Origin of the sequence: Deinococcus radiophilus, assembly GCF_020889625.1 — a bacterium.
In the GTDB taxonomy this organism is placed as follows: Bacteria; Deinococcota; Deinococci; order Deinococcales; family Deinococcaceae; genus Deinococcus; species Deinococcus radiophilus.
Genome location: NZ_CP086380.1, coordinates 265,798 through 283,198, shown reverse-complemented (window position 1 = coordinate 283,198; position 17,401 = coordinate 265,798). Strand labels below are relative to the sequence as shown.

Below are 17,401 nucleotides of genomic sequence, written 5' to 3'. Positions count from 1 at the left end.
CAGCATGACTGCGCTCCGCCTCTTCGCCGCTGCCCTTTTTGGCGCAGCTTTCAGCCTGATTGCCTTTGCCGCCTTTTACGTGCGTGGGGATCTGGGCGGCGTGTTCCGGTACCTGGGCGCACGCGGCGATGCCCGCCGCCTGGCCGAAAGCGGGGCCAGCGCCGAGCAGGTCGCGGCAGCCCAGGCCCAGGTCCACGCCCTCGCGGACGCCGCCGCCCACCCTGACTTCGCCGTGCAGATGATTCCGCTGGCCGCGCTCCTGGGCGTCGTGGCGGGGTACGGCGTGTGGCGGCTGTTTGGCTCGCGGGCAGGCCGCGCTCAGGCCGCAGACGTGCAGGAGCGAATGCTGCTGCGGCTGGCCTACCGCCAGGGCGGACGCTTTGACTTGGACGACCTGACCTCCGCCTCGCCGCTGGACGAGGTGCAGGCCAGGGCCGCAGTGCGCCGCTTGAAAGAAGCCGGCCAGCTGCGCGACGTGGAAGGCGGGCTGTACGAGCTGATTTAGTCCCAGTGGGTAAACAGCGCTTCGGCCCGCGTATGGGGCTTCCAGGTTCTGAAGTTGTAGGCTTCCCAACCGCCGTGAACGGTGGAGGCACGCAACAGGGCCCGTTCTTCTTCAGGGATGCGGGCCAGCAACCATTCCGGACCAGGCAGGATCAGTGAGCCATCGGCATTCAGCGCTTCAAAGAGTGGGCCAGAAGCCTGAAAATGAAATTCGGGAGGCAGGCCCCAGGTGGGGAGGCGGGATGAAACGGCCGTGATGTTGCCCGCGTGCAGCGACCAACCAACCACCACGCCCCAGCGAGCACGCCACTCCAGCCCCTGATAGTTGCTGGTCTGAGCACTGACCTCCTCGATCCGGTGCCTGCTCCACCCATGTCGCCGCGCGATGCGGTCCAGGGCACGCTGAACTTCCTCCCACTCGGTCGGCTCTCCGCCCCAGCGTTCGTAGACGAGGCGCTCTATGGCGAACACTTCCTTCTCGCTCAACCCTGTGTGGGCCCTTCAGCGCCGTCAGCATTTCGTCGATAAATGCCTTGTCGCTCTCGCTGTCGAAAGGTCTGGTTCATGTGTCACAGAGTACGCGCCCGGAGCTCGTGCCTCGTGCCAGGGCTCCGTTTTGTAGTCATCATCGGGCCGGGGCCGCTGCCGGGCGGCGAGTCAAGCTGATGTCCCGCCCCGTCAAGGACTCTGCTAAATGCGCCGCAAATACCTCGTCCTCTGTCCGCAAGTGCAGGTCGCCTTCATGACACAGCTTGATTTCTGGGCCGCCTGGCAGCGTTAGAAATAAGTCGTCTCGGCCCAGGCAAAAGCCCAGCTGGGCACGTTCCCGCAGCAGCTCGGGCAGGTCGGCGAGCGCCACCACCTCGGCCTGCCATTCCAGCCCCGCGAATTCGGGCGTGTCGGAGAAGTCGGAGAGACTCCAGCCATGCATCAGCTCAAGCGTTTCGCTGCCCAGCGCTCGCAGTACCTCCAGCACGGCGTCCAGGGCAACGGGCCACGCAGCGGGGCTCAGCGGCGGCGTGACCCACTCCATCAGCCCTGCGCCACCCCCTGCCCGTAGCGCTCCTCCACGTACCTTTCCAGCAGCTCCTGAAACTCCTCAGCGATGCGCGGGCCTTTCAGCGTGGTCAGCAGCTGACCGTCCTGATACACCGGGGCGCGGGGGTCCTCGCCGGTGCCGGGCAAGCTGATACCGATGTGCGCGTGTTTGCTCTCGCCGGGGCCATTCACCACGCAGCCCATCACGGCCACCTGCATCTCCTCCACGCCGGGATACTGCCCCTTCCACTCGGGCATCTGGTCACGGATATAATCCTGAATCTTCTGGGCCAGGCTCTGAAAGAAGGTCGAGGTGGTGCGCCCGCAGCCGGGGCAGGAAGTGACCTGCGGCAAAAACTGGCGCAGGCCCAGACTTTGCAGGATTTGCTGCGCCACTTCCACTTCCAGCTTGCGGCTGGCCCCAGGCTCCGGCGTCAGGCTCACGCGGACAGTGTCCCCGATGCCCTCGGTGAGCAGCGGCGCCAGGGCCACCGAGGTCGCCACCATGCCTTTCATGCCCATGCCGGCTTCGGTCAGGCCCAAGTGCAGCGGATAGTCGCACTGCGCGGCCAGGCGGCGGTACACCGCCCACAGCTCCGGGGCACTGCTCACCTTGACCGAGATGATGATCTTGTCGTGCGCCAGCCCCAGCTGCTCTGCATAGGCCGCCGATTCCAGCGCCGAAACCACCATCGCCTCAATAGTCACGTCGGTGGGCGAGCGGGGATTGCCCCGGGCGGCGTTTTCGTCCATCAGGCGCGCCAGCACCTGCTGGTCCAGCGACCCCCAGTTCACTCCGATACGTACCGGCTTGCCGTACTCCTTGGCGACCTCAATCATGGTGGCGAAGTTGGCGTCGTGGCGCTGGCCGGCGCCCACATTGCCGGGGTTGATGCGGTACTTGGCCAGCAGCCGGGCGGCTTGTGGGTACTCGCGCAGCAAAATGTGCCCGTTGTAGTGGAAGTCGCCCACAATCGGCACGCTGATGCCCAGGTCGGCCAGGCGAGCTACGATTTCCGGCAGGGCCGCCGCCGCCTCGCCGTTGTTCACCGTCACGCGCACCACTTCGGAACCGGCGCGGGCCAGCTGCGCCACCTGCATAGCGGTGGCCTCGGCGTCGGCGGTGTGGGTGTTGGTCATGCTCTGCACCATGATGGGGTGCGCCGACCCCACCATAACCCCGCCCACGTTCACGCTTACCGTCTGGCGGCGTGGAATGGCAGCGAAGGCGGGCAGGGTGGCCGACTCGGCACCCTCCAGCTCCAGTTGTGGCAGCGACTCGAAACTCATGCGCCCAGTGTACGGCGTGCGCTCAGGCGTCCTGGGATACCTCCACCCATTCCCAGCGCGGCAGACCCTCGCAGAGAATCTCCACCATCACCGATTCGGAGGCGATGAACAGGTGACGGTAGCGCGGGCGGGAGCGTTCCAGTTCGGCCTGCTGACGCTTGTTCTCTTCGATTTGCCGCTGCGCTTCGGCCCACTCCTCAGGCGTGGGTTCCTCTGCACCACTCCAGAAAAAGGCTGCGTCCGACAGGCTGCCCTGCCACTGGGGTGCATGATAGCGGCCCGTCGGCGGTTCCCAGTGCCTTTTGTTCTGTTCCCAGGTGTCGGGGTGCACCTGTACAGGCCCACCGACACTGGAGGTCGGAAAAACACCAAAGCGGGGGTTGTCTTCCAGCAGCTCTGTGATCCAGGGATTAGGGTCATTCACCAGTTCATGTAGAAAGCGGTGAGGCGTGTCAGGCAGCCAACTGTAGGCGTCGCCGTAAGGCCCAGAATATTCCTCAAGGTACGTCTCTACAGCGAAAATCTGATTAGTGTGCGAGATGGTGTAGCCGCCTTTACTCAGACCGCCGTTATGCTCCTCTAACCAGTTCTCCCAGCTCAGCCTCAGCACGCGGTTATGTTTGGCTGGATGCGGCCAAGTTCCGTCTTCGGCCACCTACGCCGTCTGAAAATATTCGTCGGCGATCTCCACGACCAAGGCAGGCTCGGCCAATAAATTCTGCTCCACGCGGCGTACAAACACCATCCCCTGCAACTTGCCCAGCTCGGCCAGGAGCGACTCGTCCGGCCACGCAGCCCACTGGTACTGCGCGAAGCGTTCACGTCTTCCCATGCCCCAGCTTACGCGCCAGGCGAAAGCCCCAGCGGGCAGCCGGGGCCTGGACCGAAACGGCGAGTTTCAGCGTTCGGCTGCTTGCAACTCCGCCGCCGTCACCGTATTCGCCATCAGCTGCGCCACGGTCAGCAGGCCCACGCCGCCGGGCACCGGGGTCAGGCCACCCGCGACCTCGGCCACATCTGGGTGAACGTCGCCCACGATCTTGCCCTTGCCGCCTACGTCAATGCGGTTGATACCCACATCGATCACGGTGGCCCCCGGCTTCACCATCTCAGGTGTGATGAACTGCGGGCGGCCCACCGCCACCACCAGGATGTCGGCCTCGCGGGTGACGGCACCCAGGTCGGCGGTACGGCTGTGGGCGATGGTCACGGTGGCGTCACGGCCCAGCAGCATGGCGGCCATCGGCCGGCCCACGATTTCGCTGCGGCCCACGACCACGGCACGTTTGCCCGCCACATCCACGCCATAAAAGTCCAGGATTTCCAGGATGCCGCGTGGCGTGCAGGGGTTCAGTTGGGCGTGTCCAGCCCACATCTGCGCCACGTTGTAGGGGTGGAACCCGTCCACGTCCTTGGCCGGGTCCACCGCCAGCAGCACCGGAGCTTCATCGATGTGCGCCGGCAGCGGCAGCTGCACCAGGATGCCGTGTACGCTCCCCTCGGCGTTCAGGCGTGCAATGAGCGACAGCAACTCTTCTTGGGTCGTGTCTTCAGGCAGGGCGTGGACTTCGCTCTGTATCCCTACTTCACCCGCCTTCTTGTCCTTGGAACGGACATAGCTGACGCTGGCGGGGTCTTCGCCCAATCGGATCAGAGCCAGCCGAGGCGGGTGCGGCAGAGCTTGAGCACGCTGCGCCACCTCGGCCAGCAGCGCCTCCGCCACAGGTTTTCCGGCCAGGTTGGCGGCAGTCATTCAGGTTCCTCGCTGACAGGCCTATCAATGGTTGCCTGCGGCCCCTGAGCATCGGCTGCGCGGGCGTCATCGGCCAGAGTGCGGCTGAGCGTACCCAGCACGCCGTTCACAAAGCGCCCCGAATCCTCACCACCGAACTTGCGGGCGATCCGCACCGCACTCTCGATGACGGGCGGATGCGGCTCCTCGGTGAACATCATCTCGAAGGTGGCCAGGCGCAGGATGTTCAGGTCCGTCTGCGCCATCTGCTCAAAGCTCCAGCCGCGAATGGTCCGGTGCAGGACGCTTTGCACCTCGTCCCAGTGCATATCCAGCCCTTCGGCCAGTGAACGGGCAAAGGCGATACCATCGGGAGTCAGTGGGGTCAGGGTGTCGTCGCCCTCATGCATCTGCGCCGCCGTTCGCATAAACACCTGCTCCAGCGGCAGCTCGCCGCGCTCGGACTCGAACAGTGCACGGAAAGCAAACTCGCGGGCGGCTCGGCGGCTGCTGCTCGGCACGGCGGCACGGTCACGGCGGCGGGTCAAGAGCCTGCTCCGCTGGGGCCAGAGGCGGCGGGCAGCGAGACGCCCAGCACAGCCACATTTACAGCCTGAACCTCGCAGCCACACATCAGGGCCAGATTTTCGGCCACCGAAGCCTGGGTACGTCCGGCCAGGTCCAGCAGGTTCCGGCCGTAATCCACGTTCAGTCCCAGTTCTACACTCAGCCCCTGACTCGTCTCCGTAAGACGGAGGGCCTGGGGCAGCCGGGCAGACTCGGATTCCTTGAGGACCTCGCCCACCGGACTAGGGGCAGGCGCGATGTGGACACCTTCAATGTCCTCCACCGCAGCGGTCACGATGTCCCGCATCACGTTCTTGCCGATGTTCAGTTCCATACAGCTGTCATCTTATCGTTATCTGGCAGCTGCTCTTGTCCGGGGCTGTACTGACCGGGGCAGCTTGCCAACTCCAGATGCCGCAGGAATAATTACGCTGCTCACAGTTGCCAGCAGACGGGCCAGCCGTCCCTAGTGCTCAACTCTTTTGAAGACTATGTCACGTTCAGCGCTCTAAAGAATGGTGGACCACCACTGAGGAACGCAGGCAACCACCTCAATAACTGGACTGCATATTTACCCAGTTTTCATATTGTTGTATTGTGGCCAGGTCAGTGATTTTCTCAGCTTCGGCCTTCTCTACTATCGGATTCCTTACGTGGCATAAAGCTTGCCCTGGACCCGGTCTCTCCCTTGAAGTTCCCCCAGAGTACGGCTTCCATATCAGGCACACTTTTGTGGGGAAATACAGCTTGTTGGGTAGAGTATGCTAAAGCCCAACCAACTCAGTACTTCACTGAATAGGGTGTTCTCTCATGGGACCCCAAGGGGAAGCCTGGTCTTCTCTTTTCTTCCGCCGACAGTGTCCGCCTCTGCGGCTTGTCTCTCCTCCCGGCTGAAAATAGCTTCAGCCCTCCCCCCCCTCTAGGAGCTGAAATGTTCAACCTGATTGTCAAGCGTCTGCTCCAGATCCCGCTGATCATGCTGGTGCTTTCCATGCTGGTGCTGGGGCTGACCATGTTGCTCACCCCGCAACAGCGCGCATCGTTTTATGTACGTAACGAGCAGATGGCCCGGCGCATTGATGAGATCATCCGTGAACGCGGTCTGGATCAACCTTTTTTCGTGCAGTACTGGAACTGGCTTGAAAGTGCCCTCAAAGGCGATCTGGGCTTTTCCAAGGCCGTCGGTGAACCGGTAGTAGAAGCCATTATGAACCGTCTGCCCAACACTGTTGAGCTGACCCTCTATGCCTTTATTCCTATCATTGTGCTGGGGGTCTGGCTGGGTACGCTTTCGGCCCTGAGAAAAGACGGTCTGATTGATCAGATCATCCGGGTGCTGGCCGTGCTGGCCTTCTCGGTCCCTGCCTTCGTGCTGGGTATTGTTCTGCTGGCCGTGTTCTACGGCTATCTGGGCTGGGCCCCTGGTCCTGGTCAGCTGGTGGTCGAAAACCGCCTCCTGCTAGACCAGCTGCGTGCAGCCGGCGAGTTCCAGTCTTATACCGGCATGCTGAGCATTGACGCCATGCTGAACGGTCAGTGGGGCATTGCCCGCGATGTTCTGGCACACTTGGTGCTCCCAGTCATTACCCTCTCGTTGGTGATTACAGCCAGCATTGTCAAGCTGATGCGGAACAGCATGCTTGAAACCCTCACCAGTGATTTTGTACGGACCGCCCGTGCCAAAGGTCTTTCCGAGCGAGTGGTAAACAACAAGCACGCTCGCCGGAACGCCCTGATTCCGATCATCAACTCCGGCGGCTTTATCCTGATTGGTCTGCTGACCGGTTCACTGATCACTGAATCCATCTTCGCCTATCCAGGCATTGGTTCTTGGTTGCTGACCTCAGCCTCACAGATGGACATTCCTGCCGTACTGGGCTACTCGCTGTTTGTGGCACTGGTAGTGGTGGTCCTGCGTACCCTGATCGATATCGGCTTTGCTGTCGTTGACCCCCGCGTGAGGTATGACTGATGACCACTGCTACACCCCATGATGTAATCGTTCCCAAGAAAAAGTCCCGCTTTCAGGAATTCTGGCAGGGCAAACCCATGCGCAAGCTGCGCCGCAACAAGCTGGCGGTGGTCGGTCTGATCATTACACTGCTGTTCGGTCTGATCGGCCTGTTCGCTCCCATGATTGCGCCACCCAAGTTCAACTGCGCCCGCGACCTGGGCATGACCGAGGAAAGCCAGATCTATAACCCAGCCAGCCCGGTCATGTGGAAAGCCATGTTCGCGCCACCACGGACCTGCTATCAAACGCAGCGCATCAGTTTCGCGCAGGCTCCTACGCCGCCCACGGCTGAGGCACCGTTCGGAACTGTCGGCGGCTACAACATCTTTCACGGCATGATCTGGGGCACCCGCCTGGTGTTCAAGTTGGCGTTTATCATTGTGGGCATCAACGTGATTCTCGGCATCATCATCGGAGCCATTTCCGGCTTCTTTGGCGGTTGGGTGGACAACGTGATTCAGCGGCTGATTGACGTCATTTTCGCCATGCCGGGTCTGATCTTTACCATCGTGATTCTCACCATTTTGCGGGCCAACAATCCTGGTGGTGATCCGACCATCCCGATTATCCTCGCGTATACGCTGCTGGGCTGGGCAGGCTATTCCACCTATGTGCGTGCCGACGTGCTCAAGACCCGTCGCCTGGAATTTGTAGACGCTGCCCGCGCTCTGGGCGGCAGTGACGCCCGGTTGATCTTCAAACACGTGGTTCCGAACAGCCTGGCCACCCTGCTGACCCTGGCCGTAATGGACCTGGCTACCGTGCCCCTGGGCATTGCCGCGCTGTCCTTCCTGGGCTTGGGCTATCCAACGGGCTACACCGAGTGGGGCCAGATGATCAACTTCTCCCGCCCCTGGCTCAAGCCTGAGTTCTGGTACGTGCTGATGTACCCTGCTGCTTTCATCGTGATCTTCAGCTTGGCCTTCAACCTATTTGGTGACGCGCTGCGCGACGCTTTCGACCCGCGCACCCGCTAACCATACCGCTGGCATCTGTCAGTCAAAGCAACAGGCCCCCACTGCTGGGGGCTTTTTCTTGTCCGGCTATCTGGTTGGTTATTATCAGCACCGGAGAAACTTATCTTCATCACTCTAGACTTCTCTTCAGGCCATCAGTCGTTTTGTTCTCCTGCTTCAGGAGATGAACCGGACTGAAGCACTTCAAGGATTTTGTCAGATGCTGCCGCTTGCCAACGGCCCAACAGCCACCAACCCAACCCGTAGAACACCCCTGCGCTTGCTGCAAAGCTGAGGGCCAGCGGCAGATGACTGACAACAGCGCACCCCAGAAGCCAGGGGATGGCCGGAGCAGTCGCCAGCCCCAGGCCAGCACCGAGGAGAGCTGTGCGTTGCTCATGGGGAGTCCTGGACTGATTGAGTTGACTGCGCAAAGTACGGCCGGTCAGCCAGATCACCAGACCCGCCAGCACTGCAGCCAGGAGCAGCAACCACAGCCCCAACTCACCACTGAACTGCACCGGACCCAACCACCAGCCCAGCAGGCCCAGCAACAGGCCTAGAGTTGCCGTCAATCCAAAGGCCAAGTTATACCCCTGGCGCATCCCCCGGAGCTGGACCTGGGGCTGTGCGCTCTGCATGGCCTCAAGAAGTGGCTTTAACCAGGGAAGCATGACAGGGCCGCTGGGCGGCTGGGTCAAGGCTGAACTCCCTGCACCCGCTGGACTGACTGCCCAGCCACCTCTAGCGGTGCATCAGCTGGCAGATCCAAACGCAGCCGGGCCAGGGCCAAGCCACCGGCTGCCAGCCCAGTCTGCCCAACCACTTTGCTTCCGGCCAGCACCTCACTGCCTGCCAGTGTTCCTGCGGCCACTTGCAACTGGGCCAAGCCGTAGCGAGGCTTTCCACGCGCCTCCAGCCGGGCCATAATCTCCTGGCCGACATAGCAGCCCTTACGGTAGCTGATCGCGGGCAGGGGACCATCCAGATCCAGGCCGACTTCTTGGAGCAATAGACCTGCAAAAGCGTCCAGCGCAGGCTCAGGCAGGCCAGCCTGGATGCGCTGCGCCTGCAACTCCTCCCAGGGGAGTGCCTGGGGAGCCAAATGCTCTGCCAACCACGCCAGCACCTCTTCTTGCTGTGCCGTCAGGTAATGCAAGTCCAGCCCCATGACCCCAGTGCGGTTGACCGCACCCAGCAACACCTGAGCATGATCCAATTGAACTTCCCAGGCCCCGCCAGCCGGGACCGCCTGCGGATCAGGCCAGCCGGGCAGGTCAGCGGGCCCATCGCCCCAGAGATGCAGTGTGGCCAGCTGATCACTCAGGTCATGGACTTCTACCTGATCGAAAATGATGTATTTACGCAGTCGGGCCGCCAATTGGGCAGCTTCTCCGGCATCAAGGTGCAGATAGAGATCATCCTTCCGGCGATAGATCCGCGCAAAATGCTCAATCTGGCCACGCACATTCAGAAAGCAGGCGGGCACCATGCCCGGCGCCGGACAGCTGCGAATGTCATTGGTCATCTGCCCCTGCAAGAAGTCGGTGCGGTCTGCCCCCGTCACCCGCAGAGAAGACGACGGCAGCGGCGTGAAATAAACGGTCATGGCTCCAGCCTAGAGCAGTTCTCCAGACTGCGAAAGCGGGAGAGCCACACTCCTACTTCCGCCCTTTTTCCTCTTTTTCACTTGAGCACGACAGAACAGAAAAGAGCCATTCAGCCCGCCAGCATGGCGGCAGAAACCTGACGGCGGGTCTGGGCCTCACGCGTCAGGTGCCAGCGCATCAGGTCTGCCGCAGCCTCGCGAATGATGGCCTCGGCCTGGGGCAGAGCAGAGTGCCGCAGGCGCAAGTTCCGCTGCACGATGCCATTCAGATCATCCAGGTTATACAGGTAGGCTCCTGGAACCTCAGCAATATCGGGGGCCAGAATGCGCGGCAGGCTGATATCAAAGAAAAACAGAGGCCGTCCGCTCCGCTGTGCCAGGGCCTGAGCCGCGTCTGAACCCTGAACGACCCAGTGCGGAGCCGCCGCCGACGCAATGACCACATCCGCTTGCGGAAGGGCGCGCTGCAACTCTTGATAGGGACAAGTGCGCCCGCCCAGTCGGTCCGCCAGGGAACGCGCCCGCTCCTCAGTGCGGTTCACCACCAGGACATCACTGACCCCTGCGGCCTTGAGGTGGGTCATGGTCAGCTCAGCCGTCTCACCTGCTCCCAAGATCAGGGCCGTAAGGCCGGTCAAGTCGCCCAGGACCTCGCGGGCCAGCTCCACCGCAGCGCTGGACACACTCACCACACGGTCACTGAGACCAGTCTCGGTGCGCACCCGCTTGCCTGAAGCCAGTGCGCCCTGCACCACCTTATTGAGTGTCTTCCCAGTCGTGCCGTATTCACCAGCTTCAGCCAGCGCCCGCTTGACCTGTCCCTGAATCTGGGTTTCCCCCACCACCTGACTGTCTAGGCCCGCCACCACCCGGTAAAGGTGCTGTACCGCCCGGCGGCTCTCATGCACATACAGATGCTCTGAGAATTCGCCGCGGAAAGCCTGATTGAAGGCCTGCTCTGCCCGGCCACTGACTCCGGCCAGATACACCTCGGTCCGGTTGCAGGTGGCGACCACCATAACCTCATCCGCATATTCTCGCAGCACGCCATACAGCACCTGGGCACCCTGCACAGGCACCGCAGCCTGTTCCCGCACCGACACCGGAGCCGTGTGATGATTGAGGCCCACCACGGTGAAATCCAGCGGGCGAGGTTGACTGGCGGCAGTTTGCAGCAAGGTTTGGGCCGTGGGGCAGGACAGGAGCACTCATTTCCTCCAGAGAGACGGTGGTGAACTTGATCAGAGAAGGGGACCAACAGGGAAGGTCTTCGGAGCAAGGAGATGGGGTGCGCCTGAAAGGCTCAGGTCGCGTCTGCGGTCCAGCATAACGCAAGCAACTGGGGCGAGAGTCCCAGACCGAACGGTCAGACAGCGATCTGGACAGAGATTTCTCTGTCGGCCACCCAGCACTGCAGCTCATCCAATTGCTGGAAGAGCAGCCAGCAGTGCGGTCAGCGTCGGCTGTGCGGCCACTCTCACCTCAGTGAATCCTGCCTGACGCGCCGCCTGAGCGGTCTGCTCTCCCATCGCCACCACGCGCAATCCGGTTCCGACTTGCTGTGCCACGCCCTGGGCCGCCACCCCAGAAGCCAGCAGAATCCAATCTGCTGCCCGCAAGTCATGAATGGCCTGGGGGGAATAGGATATGGGCCGCGTACGGTACAGGTTCAACCGGCGGTAGACGACACCGCGCTCCTGCAATCCACGCTCTAAGACATCTGAACTGGCCTCTCCCGTCACATGCAGTGCCACTTGACCAGGCAAGGCAGGCAACTCGGCAGCCAATGCCTGGGCATCGGCACGGCTGGGCACAAAGTCGGCGCGGCGACCCCACTGTGACAATCCCAGCGCTGTCCCCTCCCCCACTGCGGCCACCTGTACACCAGCAAGATGCTCTGGACCAAGGCCCAGTCGCTCCAGCCTAGACTGGAAACTTCTCGTCCCCTGTGGACTGGTCAGCAGGAGCCAATCCATATCTCCTAGACGCAGTAATGCTCGGTCACCCCCCTCGCCCGTCGGCTCAAAGGTCAGTCCCGGCCACAGTGACGCGTGCCACCCCGCCTGCCTTGCCAATCGCAGCGCCTCTTGCCCGCCCCGCCCTGTCAGCGTAATAACGACCCGTAGGGGACGCCCCCCTGACACAGGCGGCAACACGTCGGCATGGTCCGGCGGCAACATGCCGTTCAGTATCTCGCATCTACGCGCTGAGGAGGCATCAACAAGCTCGGGGAATATACCCAAGCAACCTCTCACGGCCCTTTGCCGTCTCCCGTCTATAGTGAAAACTGCCCAGGCCAGGTCGCAGACGAAACCAGTCAGGCCGGGCATGACAAGAGGCTTGGTCCCAACAGACCAGGCACCAACCAAAGATTCTGACCTGCCGGTGCCCCCGAGGAGCGACCGGCAGGCCCAAGCGGCGAAACGGCTGGCTCTAGACGCCCAGCCGCTTCGGCACCGAAAGGAGCGTCTATGCATAAAGTAGCGATTGTCGGACGGCCCAATGTAGGCAAGTCCAGTTTGTTCAACCGTCTGATCGGGCGGCGTGAGGCCGTGGTGGCCGACTTTCCTGGCGTGACCCGTGACGCCAAGGAAGGCACCTTGCTGTATCACAACCACCGCATCACCCTGGTAGACACCGGGGGGCTGTGGAGCGGCGACGAGTGGGAGCAGGCCATCCGTGAGAAGGCCGAATGGGCCATGGAAGGCGCGGATGCGGTGATTTTTGTGCTGGATCCCCGCGATGGCCTGAGCGCCGCCGACTATGAAGTCGCCGAGTGGCTGCGCCGCCTGGGGAAGCCAGTGGTTATTGCCGCCAACAAAATCGATTCTCCCAAGCACGAGCCGTACCTGGCTGAACTGTGGGGCCTGGGCTTTGGCGAACCTATCGCCATCAGCGCTGAGCACGCCCGTGGTCTGGATGACCTGATGGACCGTGTGCTGCCGCACCTGCCCGAAGACGACGAAGACATCTCCGAAATCGCGCCAATCCGCATCTCGCTGATCGGGCGGCCCAATGTGGGCAAATCCAGCCTGCTGAACGCCATCACCCAGTCGGACCGCGCCATCGTGGCGGATCAGCCGGGCACCACCCGCGACAGCCTGGACGTGGAATGGGATTATGGCGGACAGCGCTTCGTGCTGGTGGACACCGCCGGCATCCGCAAAAAGCCCGACACCGCCATTGAGGACTTCGCCATTCAGCGCTCGCAGGCCGCCATTGAACGCAGCGACCTGATCTGGCTGGTGCTGAACGCCGACGAACTGGGCGACCATGAGCTGAAGCTGGCCAACCTGGCCTACGAGAGCGGCAAACCCGTGATCGTCGTGGTGAACAAGTGGGATCTGGTGCCGGATGAGGAACTGAAACGCACCGAAAAGGATCTGGACCAGAAGCTGTTCCACATCGCCTACGCGCCGCGCGTCTATACCAGCGCGATCAACGACTATGGCATCCACGACATGCTGGCCGAGGCCATGAAGCTGTATGACAAGTGGCAGTCCCGCGTCCCGACCGCCGAGCTGAACCGCTGGCTGGAAATCTGGCAGATCAAGCACAGCGTGCCCAACTTTGGTGGGCGTCCGCTGAAGATGTACTTCATGACCCAGGTGGAAACCGCGCCGCCAACCTTCGCCATTTTCTGCAACCGGGCCGATTATGTCACCCGCTCGTACGAGGGCTTTATCCAGAACCGCATTCGCGACGATCTGGACCTGGCGGGGATTCCCGTGCGTCTGAAGTGGAAAGAAAAAGGCCCCTATAAAAAGGGCCAGGGCCGCAAGAGTCAGGCGGCGGAAGAGTAGTTCAGAAGCTCAACTTCAAAGGCACGGCTGCTGGAATTCCAGGCCGTGCCTTTTCAGTGCCTATCTCAGCGCCCGAAGTACGCCCGCACCTCTGGTCGGAAAGCTCCGTAAAACAGCGCCAGACTGATGATCGGCCCGAAGGGCACATTGAACAGTGAGAACACTGCAACCAGCAGGGTCATGACCCAGGCCCAACCTTTACCAGCCTTAACTCCCTCACGGACGTAATACAGCAGTAGGGTCAAAGCCATCAGCATGAAGAAGGTCGTCCAGAGGGTACTTTGGAGCAGCTGTGGCGTCAGCTGAATATCGGTCATGCCCATCTCGGTCAGGGTTGCTTGAACCCTTGATACCAATTGCTCCTGCGTGAAGGGCAAAAGCAATAATGCAATCGCATTGCTGATCAGCTCAACCAATAAGGGAATGGTGAGCCACTTCAGCTGTTCAGGAACCGGACGCTGTGGTTGGAGGGAGGGAGAGGTCTCTGGCATGGTCATTGCCTCCAGTGTACGCGCCAAGAACATCTGAAGGCGTGCCAGACATGACAGAAGTCGGTACATCCCTCCAGCCACAGAAAAAAAACCGCCCCCACAGTGGAAGGGCGGTTTCATACTCAGACGAGGCTGAGGTTAGATCTTACTTCTTGATCAGTTCCTGAGCCAGGTTGTTGGGAACCTGGTTGTAGTGATCGAAGAACATCGAGTAGTTGGCGCGGCCCTGGGTCATGGAGCGCATGTCGGTCGCATAACCGAACATTTCGCTCAGCGGCACAAAGGCCTTAACCAGCTGGGCATTGCCACGGGCTTCCATGCCCTGCACCTGACCACGGCGGCTGTTCAGGTCACCGATGATGTCGCCCATGTACTCCTCAGGCACGGTCACTTCGACGCGCATGATCGGTTCCAGGATGGCGGGCGCACCTTTTTGGACGGCCTCTTTCAGACCCATCGAACCGGCGATCTTGAATGCCATTTCCGAGGAGTCCACTTCGTGGTACGAACCGTCGTACAAGGTGACTTTGAGGTCCACTACTGGGAAGCCCAGCATGGGGCCGCTCTGCATGGCTTCCTCGATGCCCTTCTGGGCAGGCGCGATGTATTCGCGGGGCACGGTGCCGCCGACCACAGCGTTCTCGAAGATAAAGCCTTCGCCGGGTTGCAGCGGCTCGGCCTTGAGCTTCACGTGGCCGTACTGACCGCGTCCACCCGACTGACGGGCAAATTTGGAGTCCACTTCCACCGCTTTGGTGATGGTCTCGCGGTAGGCCACCTGAGGCGCACCCACGTTGGCTTCGACCTTGAACTCGCGCTTGAGGCGGTCCACCAGAATTTCCAAGTGCAACTCACCCATGCCAGCGATGGTGGTCTGGCCGCTTTCGGCGTCGGTTTCCACACGGAAGGTGGGGTCTTCTTCGGCCAGCTTGCTCAGGCCCAGGCCCATTTTCTCCTGGTCGGCCTTGGTCTTGGGTTCAATGGCCAGCTTGATCACGGCTTCCGGTACATCAATGCTTTCCAGCAGCACTTCTTGGTCACCGTCACCGATCAAGGTGTTACCGGTACCGGAGTCCTTGAGGCCGATGACGGCGCCCAGTTCACCGGCTTTGAGGGTCTGCACTTCTTCACGGCTGTTGGCGTGCATCTTCAGCAGACGGCCCACGCGCTCGCGCTTGCCCTTGGAGGCGTTGTAGATGTAGCTGCCCGAGGTCATGGTGCCCGAGTACACACGCACAAAGGTCAGGCGGCCCACGTAGGGGTCGGCCATAATCTTGAATGCCAGCGCAGCCAGAGGGCCTTCGGGATCTGCAGGGAACTCTTTGGTGTCGGGGGTTTCCTGCTCTTCGGTTCCTACCACGACGCCCTTGATCGCCGGAACTTCCAGCGGGTTGGGCAAGAAGTCAACCACGGCGTCCAGCAGCAGCTGCACGCCTTTGTTCTTCAGCGAGCTGCCGCACAGCACGGGGAAGATCTGCTTTTCGACCGTACCTTTACGCAGGGCAGCCACCAACTGCTCCTCGCTCGGCTCTTCACCTTCGAGGTACATCAGCATCAGTTCTTCGTCGACTTCGGCAGCGGCTTCAATCAGCTGGCCGCGCATCTCTTCCACCTTGTCAGCGTACTCGGCAGGCACATCTTCTTCACGAATGTCGGTGCCCAGATCGTTGGTGTAAAAATAAGCCCGGCGGCGAATCACATCAATGATGCCCTGGAATTCGCTTTCTGCGCCCATAGGGTACTGCACCGGGGCAGGAATCGCGCCCAGACGCTCTTTGATGTCACCGATCACCAGCTCAAAGCTGGCTCCGGTCTTGTCCATCTTGTTGGCGAAAGCGATGCGGGGAACGCCGTAGCGGTCCGCCTGACGCCACACCGTTTCACTTTGCGGCTCCACACCCTGCGAGGCATCAAACACCGCAACAGCGCCGTCCAGCACACGCATGGAACGCTCCACCTCAATGGTGAAATCCACGTGGCCGGGGGTATCGATGATGTTGATGGTGTAGTTGTCTTCGGTGCCGGAGCGGGTCCACTCGGCGGTGGTCGCAGCAGCGGTAATGGTGATGCCACGCTCACGCTCCTGCTCCATCCAGTCCATCTGCGAAGCGCCTTCGTGGGTTTCGCCGATCTGGTGAATACGTCCGGTGTAGTACAGGATACGCTCGGTGGTGGTGGTCTTACCGGCGTCAATGTGAGCGGCGATCCCGATGTTGCGGAAATTCTGCAAGTAATTCTGGGCTTTGGTGGTCATAAACTCCCTCATCTTGGCAGCCTGACGTGAACGGAGTGTCACGCGCTGCACGTTGAAGTGACTGTGAAGTTTCTCGGTCTATTGGTTTTCATGCCAAGGGGCAAGGGACCCCAGCCAGCTTCTGGCCATTTTCCCCTGCCCCGGTCAGCAGGAAATTACCAGCGGTAGTGCGCGTAGGCGCGGTTAGCTTCAGCCATACGCTCTACGTCGTCTTTTTTCTTCATGGCGCCGCCACGGCCTTCGGCAGCGTCCATGATTTCACCGGCCAGACGCTCAATCGCAGTGCGCTCAGGGCGGCTGCCCGCAGCGTTGACCATCCAGCGCAGGGTCAGGCTCTGCTGGCGGCGGGGGTTCTTGTCGAACTCCACCGGTACCTGGTAGGTGCTCCCACCTACACGGCGGCTACGAACTTCTACACGGGGCTTGACGTTCTCAAAGGCTTCTTTGAAGACCTTGAGCGGCTCTTGGCCGGTGCGTTCCTGAATCAGACGGCAGGCTCCGTAAAAAATACGGCTGGCCAGGTTCTTCTTACCGTCCTGCATCAGACGGTTGATCATGGCGCTCACCAGCACGTCCTGGTAAACCAGGTCAGGCTGGAGCTGGCGCACTTCTGCTCTACGGCGACGGGACATGGATGGGTCCTCCTTGGGGAAAGTCAGGATAAAAGGGGCGGCTGGCAGTTCAGGCCAGCGACACAGGCGAGGCCCAGGAAAGCACAGCAGTGCTTCTCACCTGGGCGTCAGCCGGGATTACTTGGCAGCAGCCTTAGGCTTTTTGGTGCCGTATTTGCTGCGGGCCTGGTTACGGTCCTTAACGCCCTGGGTGTCCAGCGCGCCGCGCACGATGTGGTAACGCACACCGGGAAGGTCCTTCACACGGCCACCGCGGATCAGCACCACAGAGCGCTCCTGCAGGTTGTGGCCCTCACCAGGGATGTAAGCGGTCACTTCGTAGCCGCTGCTCAGACGCACACGGGCAATCTTACGCATGGCCGAGTTGGGCTTCTTGGGGGTGGTGGTCTTGACGACGGTGCACACGCCACGGCGGAAGGGGCTTCCCTTCAGTGCGGGCACTTTGGTCTTTTTGGCCACGGTTTTGCGGCCCTTACGGACAAGCTGCTGTACAGTTGGCAGTTCAATCACT

Annotated in this window: 20 protein-coding genes; 4 read left to right on the top strand and 16 right to left on the bottom strand. The window is 61.4% G+C overall.

Translation table 11 applies throughout. The annotated features are described in order from the left end of the window. Positions 1-4 precede the first annotated feature (4 nt). On the top strand, positions 5-505 hold the full coding sequence (locus LMT64_RS01570) for a hypothetical protein (RefSeq protein WP_126352031.1): 501 nt from the start codon (positions 5-7) through the stop codon (positions 503-505). Here the strand turns inward: LMT64_RS01570 and LMT64_RS01565 are convergent. The 8 genes from LMT64_RS01565 to LMT64_RS01530 form a co-directional block, all read right to left on the bottom strand. Then, on the bottom strand, positions 502-990 hold the full coding sequence (locus tag LMT64_RS01565) for a hypothetical protein (protein ID WP_126352032.1): 489 nt from the start codon (positions 988-990) through the stop codon (positions 502-504). The genes LMT64_RS01570 and LMT64_RS01565 overlap by 4 nt on opposite strands. Before the next feature lie 139 nt (positions 991-1,129). After that, a complete protein-coding gene (locus tag LMT64_RS01560; protein WP_126352033.1) occupies positions 1,130-1,537 on the bottom strand; it encodes a hypothetical protein in 408 nt (135 codons plus the stop codon). After that, a complete protein-coding gene (ispG, locus tag LMT64_RS01555) occupies positions 1,537-2,832 on the bottom strand; it encodes a flavodoxin-dependent (E)-4-hydroxy-3-methylbut-2-enyl-diphosphate synthase (RefSeq protein ID WP_126352034.1) in 1,296 nt (431 codons plus the stop codon). Before ispG ends, LMT64_RS01560 begins: the two co-directional genes overlap by 1 nt. Before the next feature lie 22 nt (positions 2,833-2,854). Next, positions 2,855-3,442: a hypothetical protein gene (locus LMT64_RS01550; protein WP_229253275.1), complete on the bottom strand. Its 588-nt coding sequence runs from the start codon at positions 3,440-3,442 to the stop codon at positions 2,855-2,857. 45 nt (positions 3,443-3,487) lie between these two features. After that, positions 3,488-3,664, bottom strand: coding sequence for a hypothetical protein (locus LMT64_RS01545; protein ID WP_229253274.1), 177 nt, complete (start codon positions 3,662-3,664; stop codon positions 3,488-3,490). Positions 3,665-3,730: 66 nt separating this feature from the next. Then, positions 3,731-4,585: a bifunctional 5,10-methylenetetrahydrofolate dehydrogenase/5,10-methenyltetrahydrofolate cyclohydrolase gene (locus LMT64_RS01540; RefSeq protein WP_126352035.1), complete on the bottom strand. Its 855-nt coding sequence runs from the start codon at positions 4,583-4,585 to the stop codon at positions 3,731-3,733. Next, positions 4,582-5,112 (bottom strand): transcription antitermination factor NusB, encoded by a 531-nt coding sequence (gene nusB, locus LMT64_RS01535; protein ID WP_126352036.1) that lies wholly within the window; start codon positions 5,110-5,112, stop codon positions 4,582-4,584. The genes LMT64_RS01540 and nusB overlap by 4 nt, the downstream gene beginning before the upstream one ends. Next, positions 5,109-5,465, bottom strand: a complete 357-nt coding sequence (locus LMT64_RS01530) for an Asp23/Gls24 family envelope stress response protein (protein WP_229253273.1) — start codon at positions 5,463-5,465, stop codon at positions 5,109-5,111. Before LMT64_RS01530 ends, nusB begins: the two co-directional genes overlap by 4 nt. A 597-nt stretch (positions 5,466-6,062) precedes the next feature. Between LMT64_RS01530 and LMT64_RS01525 the strand changes: the two genes are divergently transcribed. Together LMT64_RS01525 and LMT64_RS01520 are read left to right on the top strand one after the other, a co-directional pair. Further along, positions 6,063-7,103: an ABC transporter permease gene (locus LMT64_RS01525; RefSeq protein WP_126352038.1), complete on the top strand. Its 1,041-nt coding sequence runs from the start codon at positions 6,063-6,065 to the stop codon at positions 7,101-7,103. Beyond that, a complete protein-coding gene (locus LMT64_RS01520) occupies positions 7,103-8,122 on the top strand; it encodes an ABC transporter permease (protein WP_126352039.1) in 1,020 nt (339 codons plus the stop codon). The genes LMT64_RS01525 and LMT64_RS01520 overlap by 1 nt, the downstream gene beginning before the upstream one ends. Positions 8,123-8,256: 134 nt before the next feature. On the opposite strand, the gene LMT64_RS01515 is transcribed toward LMT64_RS01520, so the two are convergent. The 4 genes from LMT64_RS01515 to LMT64_RS01500 all read right to left on the bottom strand — a co-directional run bounded on the left by LMT64_RS01515 (position 8,257) and on the right by LMT64_RS01500 (position 11,890). Beyond that, on the bottom strand, positions 8,257-8,742 hold the full coding sequence (locus tag LMT64_RS01515) for a hypothetical protein (RefSeq protein WP_229253272.1): 486 nt from the start codon (positions 8,740-8,742) through the stop codon (positions 8,257-8,259). A 56-nt stretch (positions 8,743-8,798) separates the two neighbouring features. Beyond that, on the bottom strand, positions 8,799-9,710 hold the full coding sequence (gene ygfZ, locus LMT64_RS01510; RefSeq protein ID WP_126352041.1) for a CAF17-like 4Fe-4S cluster assembly/insertion protein YgfZ: 912 nt from the start codon (positions 9,708-9,710) through the stop codon (positions 8,799-8,801). Between the two features lie 110 nt (positions 9,711-9,820). Continuing rightward, the gene (gene hemA, locus LMT64_RS01505) at positions 9,821-10,918 is read right to left on the bottom strand and encodes a glutamyl-tRNA reductase (protein ID WP_126352042.1); all 1,098 of its coding nucleotides are present in this window, start codon (positions 10,916-10,918) and stop codon (positions 9,821-9,823) included. Positions 10,919-11,128: 210 nt separating this feature from the next. Beyond that, positions 11,129-11,890, bottom strand: coding sequence for a uroporphyrinogen-III synthase (locus LMT64_RS01500; protein WP_170165971.1), 762 nt, complete (start codon positions 11,888-11,890; stop codon positions 11,129-11,131). 291 nt (positions 11,891-12,181) lie between these two features. Between LMT64_RS01500 and der the strand changes: the two genes are divergently transcribed. After that, positions 12,182-13,513, top strand: a complete 1,332-nt coding sequence (gene der / locus LMT64_RS01495) for a ribosome biogenesis GTPase Der (protein ID WP_126352044.1) — start codon at positions 12,182-12,184, stop codon at positions 13,511-13,513. Between the two features lie 65 nt (positions 13,514-13,578). Here the strand turns inward: der and LMT64_RS01490 are convergent, their stop codons facing one another. The 4 genes from LMT64_RS01490 to rpsL all read right to left on the bottom strand — a co-directional run bounded on the left by LMT64_RS01490 (position 13,579) and on the right by rpsL (position 17,391). Next, a complete protein-coding gene (locus tag LMT64_RS01490) occupies positions 13,579-14,010 on the bottom strand; it encodes a hypothetical protein (protein WP_126352045.1) in 432 nt (143 codons plus the stop codon). Between the two features lie 139 nt (positions 14,011-14,149). Further along, positions 14,150-16,258 carry an elongation factor G gene (gene fusA, locus LMT64_RS01485; protein ID WP_126352046.1) on the bottom strand — a complete coding sequence of 703 codons (2,109 nt, stop codon included), beginning with the start codon at positions 16,256-16,258 and terminating at the stop codon, positions 14,150-14,152. Positions 16,259-16,413: 155 nt separating this feature from the next. Continuing rightward, positions 16,414-16,890, bottom strand: coding sequence for a 30S ribosomal protein S7 (gene rpsG / locus LMT64_RS01480; RefSeq protein WP_126352047.1), 477 nt, complete (start codon positions 16,888-16,890; stop codon positions 16,414-16,416). Positions 16,891-17,007: 117 nt separating this feature from the next. After that, positions 17,008-17,391: a 30S ribosomal protein S12 gene (rpsL, locus tag LMT64_RS01475; RefSeq protein WP_229253418.1), complete on the bottom strand. Its 384-nt coding sequence runs from the start codon at positions 17,389-17,391 to the stop codon at positions 17,008-17,010. Between the last annotated feature and the right edge of the window lie 10 nt (positions 17,392-17,401).

Excerpts from the sequence above, each read along its gene's own strand:
- LMT64_RS01570 (WP_126352031.1), top strand. The coding sequence starts at position 5 with ATGACTGCGCTCCGCCTCTTCGCCGCTGCCCTTTTTGGCGCAGCTTTC.
- LMT64_RS01560 (WP_126352033.1), bottom strand. The coding sequence starts at position 1,537 with ATGGAGTGGGTCACGCCGCCGCTGAGCCCCGCTGCGTGGCCCGTTGCC.
- ispG (WP_126352034.1), bottom strand. The coding sequence starts at position 2,832 with ATGAGTTTCGAGTCGCTGCCACAACTGGAGCTGGAGGGTGCCGAGTCG.
- LMT64_RS01545 (WP_229253274.1), bottom strand. The coding sequence starts at position 3,664 with ATGGGAAGACGTGAACGCTTCGCGCAGTACCAGTGGGCTGCGTGGCCG.
- LMT64_RS01540 (WP_126352035.1), bottom strand. The coding sequence starts at position 4,585 with ATGACTGCCGCCAACCTGGCCGGAAAACCTGTGGCGGAGGCGCTGCTG.
- LMT64_RS01530 (WP_229253273.1), bottom strand. The coding sequence starts at position 5,465 with ATGGAACTGAACATCGGCAAGAACGTGATGCGGGACATCGTGACCGCT.
- LMT64_RS01525 (WP_126352038.1), top strand. The coding sequence starts at position 6,063 with ATGTTCAACCTGATTGTCAAGCGTCTGCTCCAGATCCCGCTGATCATG.
- LMT64_RS01520 (WP_126352039.1), top strand. The coding sequence starts at position 7,103 with ATGACCACTGCTACACCCCATGATGTAATCGTTCCCAAGAAAAAGTCC.
- LMT64_RS01515 (WP_229253272.1), bottom strand. The coding sequence starts at position 8,742 with ATGCAGAGCGCACAGCCCCAGGTCCAGCTCCGGGGGATGCGCCAGGGG.
- ygfZ (WP_126352041.1), bottom strand. The coding sequence starts at position 9,710 with ATGACCGTTTATTTCACGCCGCTGCCGTCGTCTTCTCTGCGGGTGACG.
- LMT64_RS01500 (WP_170165971.1), bottom strand. The coding sequence starts at position 11,890 with ATGTTGCCGCCGGACCATGCCGACGTGTTGCCGCCTGTGTCAGGGGGG.
- der (WP_126352044.1), top strand. The coding sequence starts at position 12,182 with ATGCATAAAGTAGCGATTGTCGGACGGCCCAATGTAGGCAAGTCCAGT.
- LMT64_RS01490 (WP_126352045.1), bottom strand. The coding sequence starts at position 14,010 with ATGACCATGCCAGAGACCTCTCCCTCCCTCCAACCACAGCGTCCGGTT.
- fusA (WP_126352046.1), bottom strand. The coding sequence starts at position 16,258 with ATGACCACCAAAGCCCAGAATTACTTGCAGAATTTCCGCAACATCGGG.
- rpsG (WP_126352047.1), bottom strand. The coding sequence starts at position 16,890 with ATGTCCCGTCGCCGTAGAGCAGAAGTGCGCCAGCTCCAGCCTGACCTG.